Origin of the sequence: Bacillus sp. FJAT-26390 (assembly GCF_001682865.1) — a bacterium.
Taxonomy (GTDB): Bacteria; Bacillota; Bacilli; order Paenibacillales; family Paenibacillaceae; genus Pristimantibacillus.
This window is the reverse complement of record NZ_MAQX01000022.1, coordinates 770,252-788,502: the sequence shown is the minus strand read 5'-3', so window position 1 is coordinate 788,502 and position 18,251 is coordinate 770,252. Positions and strand designations below refer to the sequence as shown.

Annotated in this window: 13 protein-coding genes; all 13 read right to left on the bottom strand. The window is 46.6% G+C overall.

All coding sequences use genetic code 11. From position 1 onward, the window contains the following. Positions 1-23 precede the first annotated feature (23 nt). The 13 genes from A7975_RS20405 to A7975_RS20345 all read right to left on the bottom strand — a co-directional run bounded on the left by A7975_RS20405 (position 24) and on the right by A7975_RS20345 (position 18,224). Positions 24-1,211 (bottom strand): ABC transporter permease, encoded by a 1,188-nt coding sequence (locus A7975_RS20405; RefSeq protein ID WP_065386303.1) that lies wholly within the window; start codon positions 1,209-1,211, stop codon positions 24-26. Continuing rightward, on the bottom strand, positions 1,208-1,897 hold the full coding sequence (locus A7975_RS20400; RefSeq protein WP_065386302.1) for an ABC transporter ATP-binding protein: 690 nt from the start codon (positions 1,895-1,897) through the stop codon (positions 1,208-1,210). Before A7975_RS20400 ends, A7975_RS20405 begins: the two co-directional genes overlap by 4 nt. Beyond that, positions 1,894-2,949 carry an efflux RND transporter periplasmic adaptor subunit gene (locus tag A7975_RS20395; RefSeq protein WP_065386301.1) on the bottom strand — a complete coding sequence of 352 codons (1,056 nt, stop codon included), beginning with the start codon at positions 2,947-2,949 and terminating at the stop codon, positions 1,894-1,896. Before A7975_RS20395 ends, A7975_RS20400 begins: the two co-directional genes overlap by 4 nt. 624 nt (positions 2,950-3,573) lie before the next feature. Then, positions 3,574-4,395 (bottom strand): acyltransferase domain-containing protein, encoded by an 822-nt coding sequence (locus A7975_RS20390; protein WP_065386300.1) that lies wholly within the window; start codon positions 4,393-4,395, stop codon positions 3,574-3,576. Positions 4,396-4,558: 163 nt separating this feature from the next. Continuing rightward, entirely contained in the window at positions 4,559-5,968 is a 1,410-nt protein-coding gene (locus A7975_RS20385; RefSeq protein ID WP_141680363.1) for an alpha-L-fucosidase, read from the bottom strand. Between the two features lie 84 nt (positions 5,969-6,052). Next, positions 6,053-7,759 carry an ABC transporter substrate-binding protein gene (locus A7975_RS20380; RefSeq protein ID WP_053375073.1) on the bottom strand — a complete coding sequence of 569 codons (1,707 nt, stop codon included), beginning with the start codon at positions 7,757-7,759 and terminating at the stop codon, positions 6,053-6,055. A gap of 116 nt (positions 7,760-7,875) precedes the next feature. Next, positions 7,876-8,775 (bottom strand): carbohydrate ABC transporter permease, encoded by a 900-nt coding sequence (locus A7975_RS20375; RefSeq protein WP_053375072.1) that lies wholly within the window; start codon positions 8,773-8,775, stop codon positions 7,876-7,878. Between the two features lie 56 nt (positions 8,776-8,831). Continuing rightward, positions 8,832-9,716 carry an ABC transporter permease gene (locus A7975_RS20370; protein WP_082198352.1) on the bottom strand — a complete coding sequence of 295 codons (885 nt, stop codon included), beginning with the start codon at positions 9,714-9,716 and terminating at the stop codon, positions 8,832-8,834. Between the two features lie 273 nt (positions 9,717-9,989). After that, positions 9,990-12,257, bottom strand: coding sequence for a helix-turn-helix domain-containing protein (locus tag A7975_RS20365; RefSeq protein ID WP_255314397.1), 2,268 nt, complete (start codon positions 12,255-12,257; stop codon positions 9,990-9,992). 360 nt (positions 12,258-12,617) lie between these two features. Next, the gene (locus A7975_RS20360; RefSeq protein ID WP_065386297.1) at positions 12,618-13,532 is read right to left on the bottom strand and encodes a metallophosphoesterase family protein; all 915 of its coding nucleotides are present in this window, start codon (positions 13,530-13,532) and stop codon (positions 12,618-12,620) included. Continuing rightward, the gene (locus tag A7975_RS20355) at positions 13,525-14,790 is read right to left on the bottom strand and encodes an alpha-L-fucosidase (protein WP_065386296.1); all 1,266 of its coding nucleotides are present in this window, start codon (positions 14,788-14,790) and stop codon (positions 13,525-13,527) included. Before A7975_RS20355 ends, A7975_RS20360 begins: the two co-directional genes overlap by 8 nt. 54 nt (positions 14,791-14,844) lie before the next feature. Continuing rightward, positions 14,845-16,434, bottom strand: coding sequence for a response regulator (locus A7975_RS20350; protein ID WP_065386295.1), 1,590 nt, complete (start codon positions 16,432-16,434; stop codon positions 14,845-14,847). Positions 16,435-16,454: 20 nt separating this feature from the next. After that, positions 16,455-18,224 (bottom strand): cache domain-containing sensor histidine kinase, encoded by a 1,770-nt coding sequence (locus A7975_RS20345; protein ID WP_065386294.1) that lies wholly within the window; start codon positions 18,222-18,224, stop codon positions 16,455-16,457. Between the last annotated feature and the right edge of the window lie 27 nt (positions 18,225-18,251).

Here is an 18,251-nt window from a genome sequence, read left to right as displayed (position 1 = left end):
CAACGGTCGATTGTTCGAGTCGATTATTCGTATCTTAACGCTTCAATTGGCTGCAGCTTAGAAGCTTTGTTGGCCGGATAATAACCAAAGAAAATACCGACGGTTGCAGAAAAACCGAATGCAAGCACAATCGCCCAAGCCGATATTACGCTTGGCAAAGCCATGAAAAAAGAAACACCCGCTCCAACCAGCAGCCCTAGCAATGCGCCTGTCATTCCTCCCAGAAAGGATAGGATGACCGACTCGATTAGAAATTGGAGCTTAATGGCGCTAGGCGTAGCCCCGATCGCTTTGCGTATTCCGATCTCGCGCGTTCGCTCCGTAACCGATACGAGCATAATATTCATGATTCCAATTCCGCCTACCAGAAGCGAGATCGCGGCGATTGAGCCAATGACGACTTGCAGAATTCCGAAAATGTTGGACACCATATCCTGTGCATCTTTGCCCGATTGAGACGTAAATTGCTCCGGCTCGGCATTGTGCCTCATCGCGAGCCATCCCTTCATTTCCTTCATCAGCTCTTCCATTTGCTCGGGTTTTTCCGATACGACATCAAGTGAACTAATATATCGTCCTGCACTTGAGTTTGGCATCGACTCAAGCGGCGCATACGCGTTATACTGCGTACCTCCCGTATCGCCTAAAATACTTTTTTGCGGCTTATAGACGCCTATGATTTGAAAGATTCCTCCCGATAGCCTCAACTTTCGATTCAAGGCTCGCTCGGATGATCCGTAAACTTTCTCGGCGTATTTTTTTTCTACGACGACCACCTTCTGCTTAGTGCGCTGCTCTTGGGCATTAAAGAAACGGCCTGCCAGCAGATCAACCTTTTGCATCTTCGTCATATCCGAGGTTGTGCCGAGCAGATTGAGCAGCAGCTTCTCCGTTCCGCGCATCTCAGACATTTGAAAGCTGCTGCTCGTTGAAACAAATCTCACGCCATCGAGTTTTCGAGCCTCGTTCAAATCTCTTAATGTAATGCTGGCATTGGAATTCCCTTCGCCTGCCGTTTTAAAGACGACGAAGTATCCGTCCGAATAATTGGATAATTCATTCAAGACAGAAGCTTGCCCCGCCTGCCCGATCGATACAACCGTTACAACCGCCATAACGCCGAAGACAATTCCGATCATCGTAAGCAGCGAACGCATTTTATTGACTCTCAGGTTGTCCAGCGCCACCATAATGCTTTCCCACATACTCATGTAGCGGCACTTCCTCTGCGCGTTTCTCTAAGCAGCTTGCCATCTCCGAACCAAAGGACACGCTCCGCATGCTCAGCAATTTCCGGCTCATGCGTGACAAGAATGATCGTCGTGCCTTCTTGATGGATATTTTTGAACAGCCCCATCACTTCCTCTGACGATTTGGAATCGAGATTGCCCGTAGGCTCATCCGCCAGCAGGATCGGCGCATTCATGGTCAGTGCCCTTGCAATGGCAACCCGCTGCCGCTGCCCGCCAGACAGCTCAGTCGGCTTATGCTTCACGCGGCCGCCGAGTCCTACCTTCTCAAGCAGCTCCAGTGCCCGTTCCGTACGTTTGGTCCGATTCAGTCCCCCATACATCATCGGAAGCTCCACATTATGCAGCACCGATTGTCTACCGAGCAGATTAAAGCTTTGAAAAACAAATCCGATTTTGCGATTGCGAACGGAGGAGAGCCGAACCTCATCGAGCGCCTGAACCTCTTCGCCGTCCAATATGTATTTGCCTGACGTAGGCACATCCAGGCATCCGATAATATTCATCAACGTTGATTTTCCCGAGCCGGACGAGCCCATAATGGCGACAAACTCGCCGCGCTCAATGGTCAGATTAACAGATCCTAGCGCCTCAACCTCAAGCGGCCCGTTGCGATACACCTTTCGTATGTCCTGGAGAGTAATCATTGGACGGTCACCTTGCTGCCGTCCGCAAGCAATTCCACGTCCTTGATAATGATTTTGTCCCCAGGCGCGGCGCCGGAAACGACCTCATAATATTCATCATTTTCTTTCCCCGTCTGGATCTGTACCTTTACCGCTTTATCCTGTTCAACCTTGTAGAGGTAAGCCTTTCCTTCGCTCTGAACGACTGCTTCCATAGGAACAACGATTCTTTGCTTATCGGGAATTTTCAATTCCACGTTGACATTATAGCCGGGCCGCAGCTCGCTGCTTATATGCTGCAGCGTTATGGTAGTGGCCACGTAAGCATCCTTGTAGGCAGGATCTGTTACGACGGCGGTAGACGCCATCTTGGATACCTTGCCCTCATAAACGTCGGCAAACGATTCGCCGCTGATCGATACAGGCATGCCGAGCTTTACTTTGCCCGCTTCGATCTCGTTGATATTAGCAACGACCTTATAGGCTGAAAAATCAGAGGTTTTCAAAATAAGCAGGCCCTCGCTAATTAATTGCCCGCTGTTTACAGCAAGCTCCGTTACCGTTCCGTCTGCATTAGCCTTGATTTCATCCTTAACCAGCTTTTTTTCCATCGCTTTGATTTTAATGTTATGGGTTTTGATTCGAAGGTCGAATTGCTCTAATTTCAGGGGTTCAATTGCTGCGTCTTGGTTTTCGATCTGCTGCTGCCTAAACTGCTTAAAATGCTCCTGCTTCGCAGCCAGACGCTCCGCTTGCGTGATTTCGAGGTTTACGCGTTCTTCTTCCAATGCTTGCTTAACGCTGTCCATATTGAGCGTAATTAACACTTGGCCTTTCTTGATCTTATCCCCTTCCTTCACCTTCAGCTCTTTGATTAGCCCGTTCGTGTCCGAATACAGGGAAGTCGTCTCTTTTGTTTCCAGCTTGCCGCTTACATATATTTCTTCCGCCATGGATTGCTCAGTAACATCTCCTAGCACAACCGTAATCGGCTGATTCATTGCGATAATAGAGAAGCTGCTTATAGCGCCAATAACGAGTACGATAACGATGATCCAAATCCACTTTCTCATGGCATCCACCTTTTCTTTGTGTAAGTAAACCCGATCTTAATTGGTGTCCTTCCCTCCGATTTTATCCAGTCGATTCCAGTTATGTATGCATTTATTCAAAATAATAACACAGAAACGGCATTGGTCAACTTATATTATTGTAAATTTTTCTATTTATGGAGTGCTAGTCCTAAGACCTATCTCCAAAGGCCTGCCTCACATTTGAACGAATCGATTCAACAGAGGAATAAAGCCCTTTTATTTCTGATAGGACTTTTAGCGCTTTTTTTCGAACGCCAATTATTATTTCTGAAATACAAACAGCATGCCGGCAAGCCAACGAGTCCCTAGGTTTGAGTTGAAAAACGTACAAGCAGACTTGATTTTTCTTCCAAAGCCAGCGTTATTTGAAAGCGCTCACCTTCCGAAATCGCTCATAAACTTTTAAAATTAATTAAAAAACGGATATAATCCAAAAGAACTAAAAGATAAATTTCTATCTCGACTAAATTTTTACAAAAAGTAAAAACAAAAAAAGCTGACTTTGGCATTAAAACCAATGTCAGCTTATGGATTATGTTAACTTTTCAACATATGTCAGCCATTAACAAACCCGAACAGAACATAAAAAAAGAACCTCATCACTTAGATCGATGAGGCCCCATCCAGCATAATTCCATATCCGCTTCCGAGCTTATGGCCGGCAAGCAAATAAGCTTTAGCGCTGCGCTGCAAGCTTGTTTGCGCTTCATATTCGGCAGGATCAGCTCTTACCCTATTAAATATTCTTTGTTCGGCTTCCCTCGCATGTTCATCAACTTCATAAATGTAAAACTGTTTTTGAAACTGCAAAATATTCGAGTCCGCGCTCAAAACCTTGCTCAGCTCCGGGTAAAGCAGCCATGAGTGACAAACGTAAACCGGAGATACGCCTCTAAAAAAAGCTCTCGCAAGCTCAAACGACTTCTTCACGCCTTGAGGCGTTAACGGCTCTCCTGACGGAATGTGGACATTAAGCACAATTTGATGCTTTGCTAGTTTCCGGCCATCTGCTTCTAAGTCACGGTCAAGGGCAATAGGCTGGAATTGCAGCCTTCCGAGCCGGAACAAACGAAGCTGAACATGCTCCTGCAGCCAGTTATATTCTTCGATGCCGTATTCACCAAAATCATGCTTACAAGTAGAGCTCCAAATTTCAATATCCGAGAAAGTAGCATAATAGATTTCATCGCTGATACCTCGGATTCGGTACTCCTCATAGGCATCTACCCCGAACCTGACAAATAAATAGAGTAACCGTTCTCGATAGCTTGTCGTTTGCTTTACACTTTCAAAGAAGGAGACGCGGTCCGCATAAAAATATTGTTTATGCGCTTCATACGCCTCTTCATCCATACGATACGCATACAATTGCTGCGCAGCAGCAGGGTCAAGCTTAATGCCTTCGCAAAACGATTGGATATTCAATAAAAACACGCCCCATTTCCGGAAACCTTTCTTTCCTAACCATAAACCCCAGTTACCATATTATCAAGAAATTACTTCGATTTTTTCAAGCGGCTTGCCATCTCTACTCGCAAAAAGCTGGTTTTGGCTTCTCGCCCAAAACCAGCTTTAGTAGCTCGGCATACTATTTTCTCAGCAACCGGAACACATGCGCGATCGGCGCATTTTCCGAAATCGCAGCCGCAGGCAGCTGAACCGTGATCCCATCAGCTTCGCGCGTCCAGCTCAGCTTTCCTTCCATACCTATAAGCTCTACCGATTCAAGCGAATCGTTAAACGGAATAAAAATCGTCTCGGAAACTTCCGAGTCCGCAGATGGATACAGGCAAGAGCAATAGACCGCATCGCCTTTTTGCGTGAAGGCTTGGCTGCCAGTGAAGTATGGCGCGCAAATGCGAGTGCCATAAATCGCTTCTCCGTTCACCTGCAGCCACGCGCCAAGCTCCTTCATGCGCTTGATTGCGCCTGCCGGCAGCCTGCCATCCGGCTGCGGAGCAACGTTTAGCGCCAAGTTCCCTCCCTTGGCAACAACCTCTAGCAAAATCCTCACGATTTGGCGGGTCGGCTTATAGTTATCTTCATATCGGAACGAGAAGGAAGTGCCCATCGTAATGTTGCTCTCCCACGGAATATTCATCGCCTCGGACGGGATCGTCTGCTCTGGCGTGACGTAGTTTTCATATGGGCCTCCTACCGTCCGGTCTGCCGATAGCAGCCACGGCTGATGCTCCCTAGCCTTCTCCACGACTTCGCCAAGCCGAATATCCTGTCCGCTTCGGAGCGGCCTAACCCAGCCAGCATCGAGCCAAAGGACGTCAATTCTGCCGTACTCGGTCAATAATTCCGTAATCTGCTCATGCGTAAAGTTGACAAACTTATTCCAAAGCTCGGGATGCTGCTGCGGATCATAAGTCGGCCCGCGCCGCGTGTTGGTAAGGCTGCGCTCCATATCCGGCGCCCAGTAGTAAGGCGTATGCCAGTCCGCTTTGGAGAAATAAGCGGCGATAGCGAGCCCCTTCGCCCGGAAAGCGTCGAATACATGGCGGCAGACATCGGCGTATTTATGCGTGTGAAAAGGCGTTTGCTCGCCAGTGATGCGATACTCCGTCGTTTTTGTATCCCACATGCAGAAGCCGTCATGATGCTTCGTCGTAAAAATTAAATATTTAAATCCGTTTTCTTCAGCGAGTTCCGCCCATTCCTCGGGCTGAAAGCGAATCGGGTTAAACGTCTTGTTCAAATCAAAATATTGGCGCTTGAACGCTTCCCCATCCGTCTCCCAATCAATGCCTTCACGTGACCAATCCTGGTCTTCATCGCTAAGAGCCCAGGATTCGACTACTCCAATCTGGGAATAAGGTCCCCAGTGCATCATCAGCGCAAGCTTCTGATCCTTAAACCATTCCAGACGCTCCAGCGTCGTCGGATTGCTCGGGCGCACGTATTCGCGCTCGCTGCTAAAATTATGGACGCCTTCATGCAGCACTTGCTCTTCTGTCTCTTCTTGCAGATGATCCAGCATTTGATCGCTCATCGTTGCAAAACCTCCTAAAGTCGGTTACGAATACGACCGCTCCGCAGACATATGGCCCGCGAAGCGGCCTTCTCTTCTTAATGGTTATGGAGTGCTTAACGCTTTCTGATAAATGTCGATGTATTGACCAAGCTGCAAACCGTCAAAGCCCTTCACATAAGCATCCCATTCCTTGCTTATATCTTTGGAGCCTGTAATAAACTGCGCCATATTCGACTTCGTATAATCAACGATCGTCGTTTTCAGCTGGGCTGCGATTTCGGCATCTTCCTGCGCAATGAATACGCCGTTAGGATACATTTCCTTGGAGTGGAAAGGCTCATATTTTTTCGATTCCGTGTTCAAGCGCGTTCCGTAGCCGCCTTCTGCAAGCGGGTCCTGAATAGCCATCCAAGAGGAACGGTATTCATACGTGCGAAGGGAAGGTCCGATCTGTTCCCATCCGTCGTTATGCGTCTGCTTTTTCTCTTGTTGAATGACGGAATATTTGGCCTGCTTCCCGTCGAGGTCGAGTTCACCCTCCGCCGCTTTGCGCCAGCCCTTATTTTCAGGGCCGGACTCCTGCAGGACGATTGCTTCTTCCGTGTACAAGTAGTCAGCCAGACGTATCGCGGCAATCTGCTGCTCTTCTGTCGCCTTGTTCGTAATGGCAAATTGAGATTTGCTAATGCCGGCGAAGTTAAGCGTCTGCTGAACGCCATTAGGACCTTTAAGCGGAGGCAGCGTCACATAATCTTTGTGCCTTGGCTGTGCATCCGTCATATTATAGGCATAGCTTATAAGTGCCGTCGTCGCAGCGCCCATAATGTTATCCGTTTCCCGGTTAGCCAGCTGCTGGATGGCGTCGGCATTTTGCGTAAAGGCTGCCGGATCGATTAATCCTTCCTTGTACAATTTGTTCAAGTACGCAAGCCCTTGCTTCCATTCCTCCTTATTCGCCGTGAAGTCAACCTTGCCATCCTTTACGGATAAGAAGGTGCCGGCGTTTTTCTCGGTATAATCATCCACAATGAAGGCGTTCATTAGAAATGCGGACACATTCCCTGCCCACATCTCATCCGAGCCCGTAAGCGGAAGCTCATCCTTTTTCCCGTTGCCATTTGGGTCCTGTTCCTTGAATGCCTTCAACACTTCGTAGAATTCATCCGTTGTCGTCGGCAGCTGAAGACCGAGCTTATCAAGCCAAGCCTTGTTGATCCAAAGCTTTAACCCGTTATCACAGTGGTAGCATTCATTGATTTGCGGCAGCGCGTAGATGTTGCCGTCTGGAGCCGTTATCGATGATTTCATATAAGGAATATCAGCAAGCGCCTTCTTGATCGTAGGAGCATACTTTTCGATCAAATCATTCAGAGGAATAAACACGCCCTGCTTCCCGTATTTCATCTGCTCTTCCCTAGTCAGGTTGCCGTGCAAAATCACTTCCGGATAATCGCCGCTCGCCAGCATCAACTGCTTGCGGTCTTCGATGGAATTGTTAGGGACAAGATCCCATGCGATTTTAATGTTCGTCTTCTCTTCCAAAAACTTCGTAAAAGCATTTGTCTCCATGTTCTCGATCGTCGGAAGCTGCGGGGCGAACATTTTCAGCGTCAGCTGCTTGTTCACTATCGGAAATGTGCCTACCTCAGTGAAGACATCCTCTTTTGCTTGATTCGTTGCCGTCTGTCCGCCTTCTGTCTGACCATTATTAGGCGTCCCCGAATTTTTGCTGCACGCAGCAAGGAAAACGGCACAGCTAAGTACGATACACAACAAGATTGCACTGGATTTTTTCCAACCTTTTCTCATCTAAACGACTCCTCCTTGTTATATCCGTAATACTCCCCGTAACCGGCAATGGCTTATTTGAATGACCGCCTCGGCCCCAAAGGCAACCCATCCCCCCTTCATAGAATGACAGCTGTTCAGCCCTTTAACGAACCGATCATGACACCCTTTACGAAATATTTCTGAACAAATGGATAAATAATGAGCACCGGACCGCTGGCAACGACGATTAATGAATATTTGAGCAGGTCCTTTAATCCCTGCTGGGCAAGCATCTGATTGGCATTGGCGATCATCGACGCGTCCACCGTATTAAGAATAAGCACGTTGCGCAGAACAATCTGCAAAGGGAACAGATCCGGCGAGCGCAGGAAAATAAGGGCGTCGAAATACGCATTCCAGTGTCCCACCGCATACATCAGCATCATAACGGCGAGTATCGGTTTGGAAAGCGGCAGCACGATACTGAATATAAAACGAATATCGCTGCAGCCGTCTAAATCGGCAGCCTCTGCCAGCTCATCCGGAATACTCGTCTGGAAAAAGGTTCTCGCTATAATGACTTGGAATACGGCTAGCGCTCCCGGTAAAATCATAGCCCAGCGGGTATCCAGCAGATGCAATTCCTTCACGACCAAATAATACGGGATCAGGCCCCCCTCGAACATCATCGTAATGACGAGAAGAATCATGAAGAAATGGCGTCCGTAGAACGTTTTCCTTGCCAGCGGATAAGCAAGCATCACCGTCAGCACAACGTTGATTAACGTGCCAACAACCGTATAGTACAACGAGTTCATAAAGCCGGTACCGATCTGAGGATTGTTGAATACTGCCTTATAACCGTCCAATGTGAATTGAACCGGGAACAGCCATACCTTGCCGGAGACGACAGCCTGCGGCGAACTGAATGATGAGCTTAAGATGTAGAGCAGCGGCAGCAGCACGACCAATAGAACCAAGGTCAGAAAAGTGTAAATCAATACCATGAATAAGCGGTCTCCGTTTGACTCGCGAATGGATACGTTTTTAGCCATAAGGTCTCCTCTCTACCCGAACCTGGGCGCTAGCAAACTTGCATGAAGCGCGGCAGCTACCACAAGCTATTATTCGATAGCTTTCTAGCGATATAGTTCACGACAATTAGCAAGGTTAAATTGATAATCGAGTTAAAGACGCCAATCGCCGCCGAGAAGCTGAAGCTTGAGCCAAGCAAGCCCACCTTGTACACATAAGTGGAAATGACCTCGGAAGTCGCAAGATTAAGCGGATTTTGCATCAAATAGATTTTCTCAAATCCCAGCTTCATTAGATTGCCTAGGTTAAGAATAAGAAGAATGACGGATACCGGGATCAAGCTTGGAATGTCGACATTAATTATTTTTTGAATTCTAGATGCGCCATCGACCTTCGCCGCTTCGTACAGCTCCGGATTGACACCCGCTAAAGCCGCAATATAGATAATGGCACCGTAGCCGGTATGCTGCCACACATCCGACCAAACATAAATGGATTTAAACAATGACGGGATGCCCATAAAATTTGTATTTTCGACGCCGAGCATCTGGAACAGCTTGCTGACTATTCCGACATTAGGCGTCAAATTTACGATTAATATAGATACCATAATAACCGTCGAAATAAAGTAAGGCGCATAAGAGACCAGCTGCACGCTTTTTTTAAACAACCCATTGCGCACTTCATTAAGCGCTAGCGCTAGCAGTATCGGCGCTGGGAACCCGACAAGCAAGCCATAAAGGCTAATGCCGAGCGTGTTTTTCATATACAACCAGAAGTTAGGAGAGTCAAAAAACTGATTAAAGTATTTCAATCCAACCCATTCGCTTCCAAAAATGCCTTTAATGACGTTGTAGTCCTTGAATGCGATCATGATGCCTGCCATCGGTACATACTTGAAAATAATGAGATAAGCGATCGGCAGCAGAATGACGAAATACAATTGCCAGTGGCGCGCCATCTTTCGCAAAGGTGCATAACGCCTCGCTGCCGGGGCAAGGGGGACTGAAACGGGTTGCCATTCATGATTAAGTTTGGACAAGGGCTTACCTCCTTTTCAACAGCCTCGTTTGTGGTTGCGCTTTCATGTGATCATTCTATAATCCGTTCTCTCCATGCCACAAGATACATTAATTGCCGGCCTAACCTTTTTCGCAATTATTGCTGCACGAGAAACGGCAGCACCTTATACAGCCGGTGCTGCCGTCCATTTGGGTAAACGATATTCTTATCCTTAACGTTTTTCACTTCCGTGCTCCGTCAGCCATTTTTCTGCTTTCCGCGTCTCTAAACGGTATTCACCCGGCGATGATCCGACGACCTTCTTAAATATTCTAGTAAACGAGATCGCATTCGTGTAGCCTACCTCTTCGGCGATGCTTTGCACCGATTTCCGCGACTCCAGCAGAAGCCTCTTGGCTTCGTTCAAACGGATATGAATTAAAAAATCGATGAACTTCTCCCCTGTCGTCTCTTTGAACAGCTTGCTCACGTATTTTGCGTTCATATTAAATTTCTCGCTTAAATATTCAAGCGACATGTTCGGATTCACATATTCCTCTTCAATCATTTTGCGCATCTCCAAGATGATGCCCGCATGCTGCCCGCTGTACCGCATATCCGCAAGCGTATCCTCAAGCTCAACCATTTTGCCAATGATCGCTTCGCGCATATTTTCCAATGAGTGGCAATGATCTAATTTATCCGTCAGTATCGGCAATGCTTCGCTTTCCCAAATAGCCTGACATTCCTTGCCCTGTCCTGAAAGCTCGCGCCCCAAGCTGTACAGCAAGTAATTTATGACGTTCATGATCTCATCCTTGGTTAGCAAACCTTGCTTCATCTGGCTGAACAAATCATCCAATTGCTCCCTCCAGCTATTTTCCGATTTGCGGAAGGCATAGACGGCCGAACGGATGATGCCGAGATAAGAATATACCTCTACTTGTCCTTGGCTCATCATATCCTCACGCGTAATGAGGCGGTTTTCGCCAAGCACCATTTTATAATCAAGCGCTTCAAGCGCCTGCTGAAAAGATTTTGCGATTGCATGCTGATGCAAAGCCGGCTCTCCGATTCCGATGCTTACCGTAAATTTCATGTTTTGCTCGGTCCAAGACCGGATGCTGTCGCACAGCTGAACTAACATTTTGACGTCCGCAGCGCCTTCGTTTGCGAATAAAATAACGCTAAGCCTTGATGAAGCCGTCCATTCCGCCCAGCTTTCATAGCCGGAACGTGAAGACAGCTCGTAAGTAATGCTTCGCAAAGCAAACTTTAACAGATTTTGATCGTTTCTCGAATAATGGCTGCAAAATTCACCGTACTTATCTATTTCCAATACGATCAGCGCATGGCTCTCAGCGGGCGCGGGAAGCTGCAGCCGTTCAGCTTCGCGCCGCCAATCCTCCAGCGTGAGCTCCGTTCCCTCTTCAATGAGCCGGTGAAACAGATTGCGCGTCCGCAAATGCAGATCCTCTTTGTATTGCTGCTGATATTGTTTGGCCTGTTCCGTCAAATTATCAAGCGCGGATTCAATAAATACGAATTCATCAATCCGTCCAGATCCCGCTTCATTTCTGCTGCCCGATAACGCCAGCTTATACCCGCTGAAGCGCGAAACAATTTGTTCCACCGGCCTCGCATTGCGCCTTGTCACATAAATCATCCAAATGAGGCCTGCGACGATCAATGCCAGCCCGATCATAAACCACGCATTGTACAGCAAAGATACCGTTTGAATGAATGTTCCTTGCACAAATCCGCTTATATAGGACCAATTCGAATAGCTTGACTTATAATTCGCATAGATGTGCATGGATTTTACCGGTTCTGCCTGTTTAAGCAGTTCGTTGCCCGCTCCGTCTTTTATCCGAATGAAGCTGACTTTTGAATCGTAAAGCTCATTCACTAACCGCTGCAAGGAATCAACCGCCACATTCACGACAATCATTCCTTTTTCACTCGTCATGAACGGAGCGCCTCTCACAAGACTAACGACCTTCTTGCCGTTCAAAATGGTAAATTGTTCAAACGTGCGCACATTCGTCCATTTTTGCGAAATCGTGTTGCGATATTGCTCGATAAAGGCTTTGTCCGGATACGTATCAATATGTCCGTTAGTCGCATTGCTGAGTACGACTTGATCTTCGTAACGAACCAAATAAATCGAATCGATAATCGGATAATAAGCAATCATATCGTTCATTTTCATGACGGCGCTAATGTTGATGTAAGGATCGCCGCCCTCTTTGCTGTTAAAAAAATGGATTAGCGATTGGTTATTAATCGATTCCTTCATCACCATATTATCGACTGCTCTTAGAGACGAGTCTATTAACCTCATCGCCTGCAAAGACAACATGCTATTCGCATTGATCGCCTCTTTGCGGCCCTGTTCACTAATCAATTGAAAAAAAACGAAAAAGGTAAAGGTGACCACGATAATAAATATCGGCATATAGGAAAGCAAAAGCCGATTAAACCACGATTTGCTCATCATTAGCCTCACTCGTTTCCCTAGTAATTGACGCCTATTGCGCCTGCTCGGCAGCCACCGCTACCTGAAATTCTAATGCCAGGAGACGAACTATACAATACTTTAGCTTCATAAAACGGATACTTATTTCCCGGGTGATTGTAAACCAAACAAACCCCGATACCGATTCCGTATCGAGGCATGGCGGCCCAGTAATTGGTGATGCACCTTTTTCGCATGAGAGTATTCGTTTCATTCATCTTAGGTGTACGAGGCCGCAAGAGCAATAAACCGTTTTCGACTTTTAGTATGATTTTCACCCGCGCATATAAAAAAAAGCGGCTGTCTCCTCATAGAAAGACAACCGCAAAATACAATAACCTGCTACAGCATAGCGCGCTGCAGCGTCGAACCGTCACTTAAACGCAACCAAGTATCAAACTCTCTAGCTCCCTGTTTCAATTCAATCACTCTTGCACCAATTGGAATATCCGTATCCCATACAACATAGCTTGAAGAGCGTCCGTAGCAAAGACGAATGCCATGAAGCTCGCCCCAATAATCATTTCCGTGATCATGCCCTGCAAAGGTGCCCATCACATCGCCCATCTCTACCATTGCGGCAAAGAGGCCGCTGTTGATACGAGGGCAGGAGACCTCATCTCGCTTTTCTCCATGGCAGTCCCCCTTATCCCATACCTCTTGGTACTCCGGCAGCGGAATATGGAAAAAAGCTAAGGAAGGAACAGGCTGTCCGCCATTCTGATCCTTGAGTGCCTTCGAGCATGCGGCATACCAATCAATTTGATCACTGCGAATCCAATCGTATCCATGTACCGCGGGAAGAGCGGAATAGCTGCCGCTATCCATGAAATATAAAGCCGCTGCTGCTTGCTCATCACTGCCCTGTATGTTCAACACATAATTGCCTACGCCGCTTACATGCTCAGCCGTCCGCTCGGCAGCGCAATAGCTGTGGCTTAATTGAATATCCATCAGCTGTTCCCTCGTAATTCCGGCTTCCGAATCGTGATTGCCAAAAATAGCGGCCCATGGCACTTGAAGCTCTTCAACAGTCGATACCGCATTTCGGAATGACTGCCCTGGATTGCTGCAGCGCAAGCTGCCGATGACGTCGCCTGCAAATACAACAAGATCGGGCTGCTCCGTCTCAATAACGGTTCGCATCATGTAAGCGGTTCGTCCATTAAGCTCAGCGACATCGTCCATATACTCGGTATCGGAAAATTGGACGATTTTGAATGTGCCGTCGGTACGAAACCTTAGCCCTTTATCCATTTCCTTGCTCCCCGACATAATAAAATGACAGTTCCTTAATAGAAGGCTCTCCTTGCGCATTTGTCACCGTTAGAGAGACTCCCCGAACTTTAACCGGCGGAATGCGCACAATAGCCTTATGGCCGATGTTCTGCCCCTCGTACACGGTTAGTATTCGATGCGATTTCTCTGTCATGATATTGATTTGAAAATTCAGCACATGCTCTCCCTGCGATAAATCCTCTTGGATAACAATATGATCGATTAGATGCGGTTGAGCAGGCTTATAGATCCATTCATTCTGGTTATGCTCACATTGGTCCAAGGTCGCGATTGGGCTGCCAAACCTTCTTCTTATTTCAGCGCCCATTGCGTTAAGGCGGCTTACGTCTATCGATGGCAGCAAGCCTTGTCTGTCCGGGCCGATATTCAGGAGCAAATTCGTACCGCGCCCTACGGAATAATAGTATAAGCCCATGAGCTGATCCAGGCTTTTTACCGTATGCTCATCGCTGTCGCTATAAAACCAATTCGCTCGCATCTGCACATCACATTCCGCAGGCAGCCATAGTTGATAAGGCAACGCCTCCTTCTCCTCGGTCATGATCGAAAACTCAAGCGAATCCACAACATTCCAGCAAGGAATCGGCGCAATGCCATCCTCGTTCCCCACCCACCGGAAATTAGGATCTCCCATATTAAAAATTAAAATATTCGGTTGAAGGCGGCGGATTTCTCCGATGATCCGTTTCCAATCATATTGATGGTCCTCCGAACCGCATCCGTCAAACCATAGGATATCAATCTCTCCGTACTCGCCAAGCAGCTCTGTAATTTGATTTACGAAATAATCATCGTAAGCCTTTGCATCCTGGTTATAGAAATCCGCAGATCCGTCAAAAGGAGAATAATATAGCCCTGGCTTTACGTCGTATTTCCGACAAGCCTCGACAAATTCCCGGACAACATCGCCCTTCCCATCCTTCCAAGGGGATTGTTTGGTAGAAAACGAGCTATACTGCGAAGGCCAATTGGAGAATCCATCATGATGCTTGGCCGTTAGTACCGCATAATTCATTCCGGCTTCCTTCGCCGTACGTATCCATTGCTCGCAATCCAATTGCTGCGGGTTAAATAAAGCCGGGGACATGCCCCTTGGATCAAAATCCACGTACCCTTCATAAAACGTTCTTAAACCAAAATGCACAAACAATCCGAACTCCCAGGATTGATACTCAAGCTGTTTCGGGCTTGGTTTGATGGTATGGTTTGCTGTCATTTTAAGCACCTCTTCTTCATGAATGGACTATTTTGATTCACACTTGAAAATAACCTACGAGCTCACTTTTGCCTTGTTGCGATATTCACTCGTGCTAACGCCGGTATATTCCTTGAATTTTTTATAAAACCAATCCAATTCCTGATACCCCACCTCTAGAGCAATTTCATATACCTTTTTATCGGAATAAAGCAATAGCTCCTTCGCCTTCTCCATGCGCACTTTCAGCAAATAATCATTAAAGGAGAGTCCTTCTTCGGCTTTAAACAGCTTGCCTAGATAAACAGGGTGAAGATGTATTTGTTCAGCAATAGCCTTCAAGCTTAAATTCGAGCTGAATTGCAGCTCGACCACTTTTTTTACGGAATGTACCATTTTCGCAGGCTGAGAAGGCTTCTGTTGCGCTAAAAACTCCAAAACGACCATACACTTCTCTTCTACATATTTAAACAACAGATCCAGCTCTTTATACTGCATAAAGCTCTTGTAATCACCTAAATCCAGCTCGAACAAATTATCGTAATGACCGCCAACCTCTTGGACCACACGCAGCAATTGCACCAATATTTCGACTACGGTAGACTGTACGAGCGGCTTTGGCGTTTCGGCATCAACGAATTGTTTCTTTTGCTTCTGAATGCAGGATTGAAGCGCCGCAGCGTTTTGTTCTTTGACTGCATGAATGATCGAGATAACCCCTTGCGTCTCAAAGGGCTTAAGCTTCTCGTGATCGTCCGGGAGCTGGTCTGCCGATAGGATCGTTTGTCCGCCAAGAAAAAATCTTCGATCCAGCATTTTCTCAGCCGCCGAATAGGATTGGAACGCGTTGTCTAACGTATTCCCTTTTGTGCCGATCCCGATTGTAATCGGAATTTTGACGCATTTTTCAATAAACAGCATAATTTCTTCCGCTTTTTTCTGGATGTTGATCCCATTCTCCGCTTCCATAGCATGAAATAGAACAACTCCAAACCGTTCCTCCGAAATTTCATACACATAACCTTGGCTCAAAATCAATTCCTCAATCACATTGCGAGCCGCATAACGTTTCATCTGAATTTCAAAATTCGTCTGGTTGAACGTCGTAGCCTCCATGAAGTCAAACTCGACAATAAGGCAGCAAATACGCTGACTATCCTTAATTTCGATGCCGAGCATGCCAAACTGATCTCTAACCTCCTCTTCCCTTAATAAGCCTTGGGTCCATTTTTTCAGCAATTGATCCTTTATGGCCGGAATGCCGAAATGCAGCTGCCTATTCAGCATATGCTCATGCGTAATTTCATTTTTGATATCGACTAAAAGCTTGGCCAAATCCTCTTCTTCCACAGGCTTTAACAAATAATCCTTCACGCTGTATTTCAAGCAGGTTTTGAGGTAATCCATTTCCTGATAGCCGCTCATAATAATAACCGGTATGTTCGTAAACTTCCTGATTTCCTGCAAAAGCTCAAGACCGCTAATGCCCGGCATGCGAATATCCGTAATCATAAGCGAATATTGGTTTTTCTTCAGCAGTTCGAGTGCCTGTCTTCCATTGGAGGCAACCCCTTTAATCGTAAATCCGTAGTGCTCCCAGTCTAACGCATACATGATTGCATCCAGGGCGCCTGGCTCATCATCAACGATTAATACCGGTTCCATCGACGCACCTCCTTAGCTGTCTATCCTTTTAGTGGAATCATCAGGGTTACGGCCGTGCCTATGCCTTCTTCACTTTGAATGGTTAATCCATATTCCGGCCCATACATCTGGGTTAATCGTTGATGAACATTCCGCAAGCCAATATTACGTTCCTGCTCCATGCTGGGATCATTTAATTGCTGCCGGATTTGTTCCAGTGCTGCAGGCGATATGCCAGAGCCGTTATCCCTTACCACGATATGATATTGCTCATTATCGATGACCTGGGATTCGATATAGATCAGCGTATCGTCTTCATTTTTCTCCAGCGCGTGGATGATCGCATTCTCTACCAGCGTCTGGAGAGAGAGCCGCGGCAGCTGATAGGTATTGTGCTCCTTCGGAATGTTGATCTGATATTGCAGCCTCCCGCCAAATCGGTAAGATTGAATGCGCAAATACGTATCCACGATGCCAATCTCTTCCTCCAACCTTACGACAGAGCCGCTTTTGCCTAGCAGATTGCGAAAAGACTGTGCGAGCAATTTGATAATATTCGCATTTTCTTTGTCGCCTTTCTTAAGCAGGTTCCCTCGAATGGCATTCAGCGTATTAAATAAATAATGGGGATTAATTTGCGTTTGAAGCGCATACAGCTCTGATTCTTTCGCTCTTAATTCGAGCTCCTTCTTATTGAATTCAAATTCATAGACTTCCTTGATGAGCAAACTGTTGCGCAAAATCATTTGATTATAGATTAGCCCCAGTTGGCTGATCTCGTCGTTGCCGGTTAACGCAATTTGCGAGTAGGATTGCGTAATATTATCCGTTCTCATCTTGGCAGCCAAGAGCATCAGTCTTTTGGTCAGCTTGGTGGAAATGGTATACATCATAAGGACGGCAATAATGATCGAAGAAACCAACAGCATGATGGCTATTCGTTTCATCTCATTCACTTTGGCTGTTAGCTCGCCGGTCGGCGTTAACACAATCGCCTTTAATCCTCGCACGCTGGAACGGGAATCCAGGCTCTTGACCGTCAACAAATACCGTTCATTATTTTCTTTCACATAGACGACTTTACCTTCATTTGCCTGTTCGATCTGGTTATAAAAGCTATAATCCCGAACCAAAAGCGGCGCTTTGCTGTCCAAGAAGCTATCCAATACGACTTGCCCGTTCGGCAAACCAATAATGAACCGCTGCTTCTGGTTTTCTTTGGAAATCAGGTTTTGCAGCAGCTGTTCCTGCAGATCAATCGTCACATAGACTTGGGAATTGATAACCGGATTGTTCATCCTCTGAGTCAGGCGAATGACGCGAAAGCGATAATAAGGATCAATTCCGAGGTTCGTCCACGTTTTGACCAGTTTTTTGTCTGGCTGCTGCGTTGTCTTAAACCATTCAGACTGTTTTATCTCTTCATCGATCCATTTCACATCTGCAAATTGAAAAGTCGGATTGTTCGTATACACCATTAGCCGCAAAATATTTTTGGACCCGCGGACCCAATTGACAAAAGGCAAATAATAATCAAAATAAACGTCTTGCGCCTCGATGACCGAATCGTATTGGGTTAATAGTCTGCTCTGCAGCTCTGAATTTGTATAAAGGGAGTCGATCACTTGTTCATAAGACTGAAGCAGGGAATCAATGTTTTGCGAAAGCTGCGATGTGGAGAAGCCCACGTCCTGCTCCATTTTTGTCATCAAAATATGACTCGAGAAACGTGTCATAAAATAGGTTAATGAACCTAATAAAAAAATCACGACCAGCGCTGTTGTGAAAAATATTTTTGTTCTGATCTTCATAGGCCCTGATCCTCCATACCTAATGCA

Bases quoted from the DNA above. Each gene is read 5' to 3' on its own strand.
- A7975_RS20405 (WP_065386303.1), bottom strand. From the start codon at position 1,211: ATGAGTATGTGGGAAAGCATTATGGTGGCGCTGGACAACCTGAGAGTC.
- A7975_RS20400 (WP_065386302.1), bottom strand. From the start codon at position 1,897: ATGATTACTCTCCAGGACATACGAAAGGTGTATCGCAACGGGCCGCTT.
- A7975_RS20395 (WP_065386301.1), bottom strand. From the start codon at position 2,949: ATGAGAAAGTGGATTTGGATCATCGTTATCGTACTCGTTATTGGCGCT.
- A7975_RS20385 (WP_141680363.1), bottom strand. From the start codon at position 5,968: ATGAGCGATCAAATGCTGGATCATCTGCAAGAAGAGACAGAAGAGCAA.
- A7975_RS20380 (WP_053375073.1), bottom strand. From the start codon at position 7,759: ATGAGAAAAGGTTGGAAAAAATCCAGTGCAATCTTGTTGTGTATCGTA.
- A7975_RS20375 (WP_053375072.1), bottom strand. From the start codon at position 8,775: ATGGCTAAAAACGTATCCATTCGCGAGTCAAACGGAGACCGCTTATTC.
- A7975_RS20370 (WP_082198352.1), bottom strand. From the start codon at position 9,716: ATGGCGCGCCACTGGCAATTGTATTTCGTCATTCTGCTGCCGATCGCT.
- A7975_RS20365 (WP_255314397.1), bottom strand. From the start codon at position 12,257: ATGATGAGCAAATCGTGGTTTAATCGGCTTTTGCTTTCCTATATGCCG.
- A7975_RS20360 (WP_065386297.1), bottom strand. From the start codon at position 13,532: ATGGATAAAGGGCTAAGGTTTCGTACCGACGGCACATTCAAAATCGTC.
- A7975_RS20355 (WP_065386296.1), bottom strand. From the start codon at position 14,790: ATGACAGCAAACCATACCATCAAACCAAGCCCGAAACAGCTTGAGTAT.
- A7975_RS20350 (WP_065386295.1), bottom strand. From the start codon at position 16,434: ATGGAACCGGTATTAATCGTTGATGATGAGCCAGGCGCCCTGGATGCA.
- A7975_RS20345 (WP_065386294.1), bottom strand. From the start codon at position 18,224: ATGAAGATCAGAACAAAAATATTTTTCACAACAGCGCTGGTCGTGATT.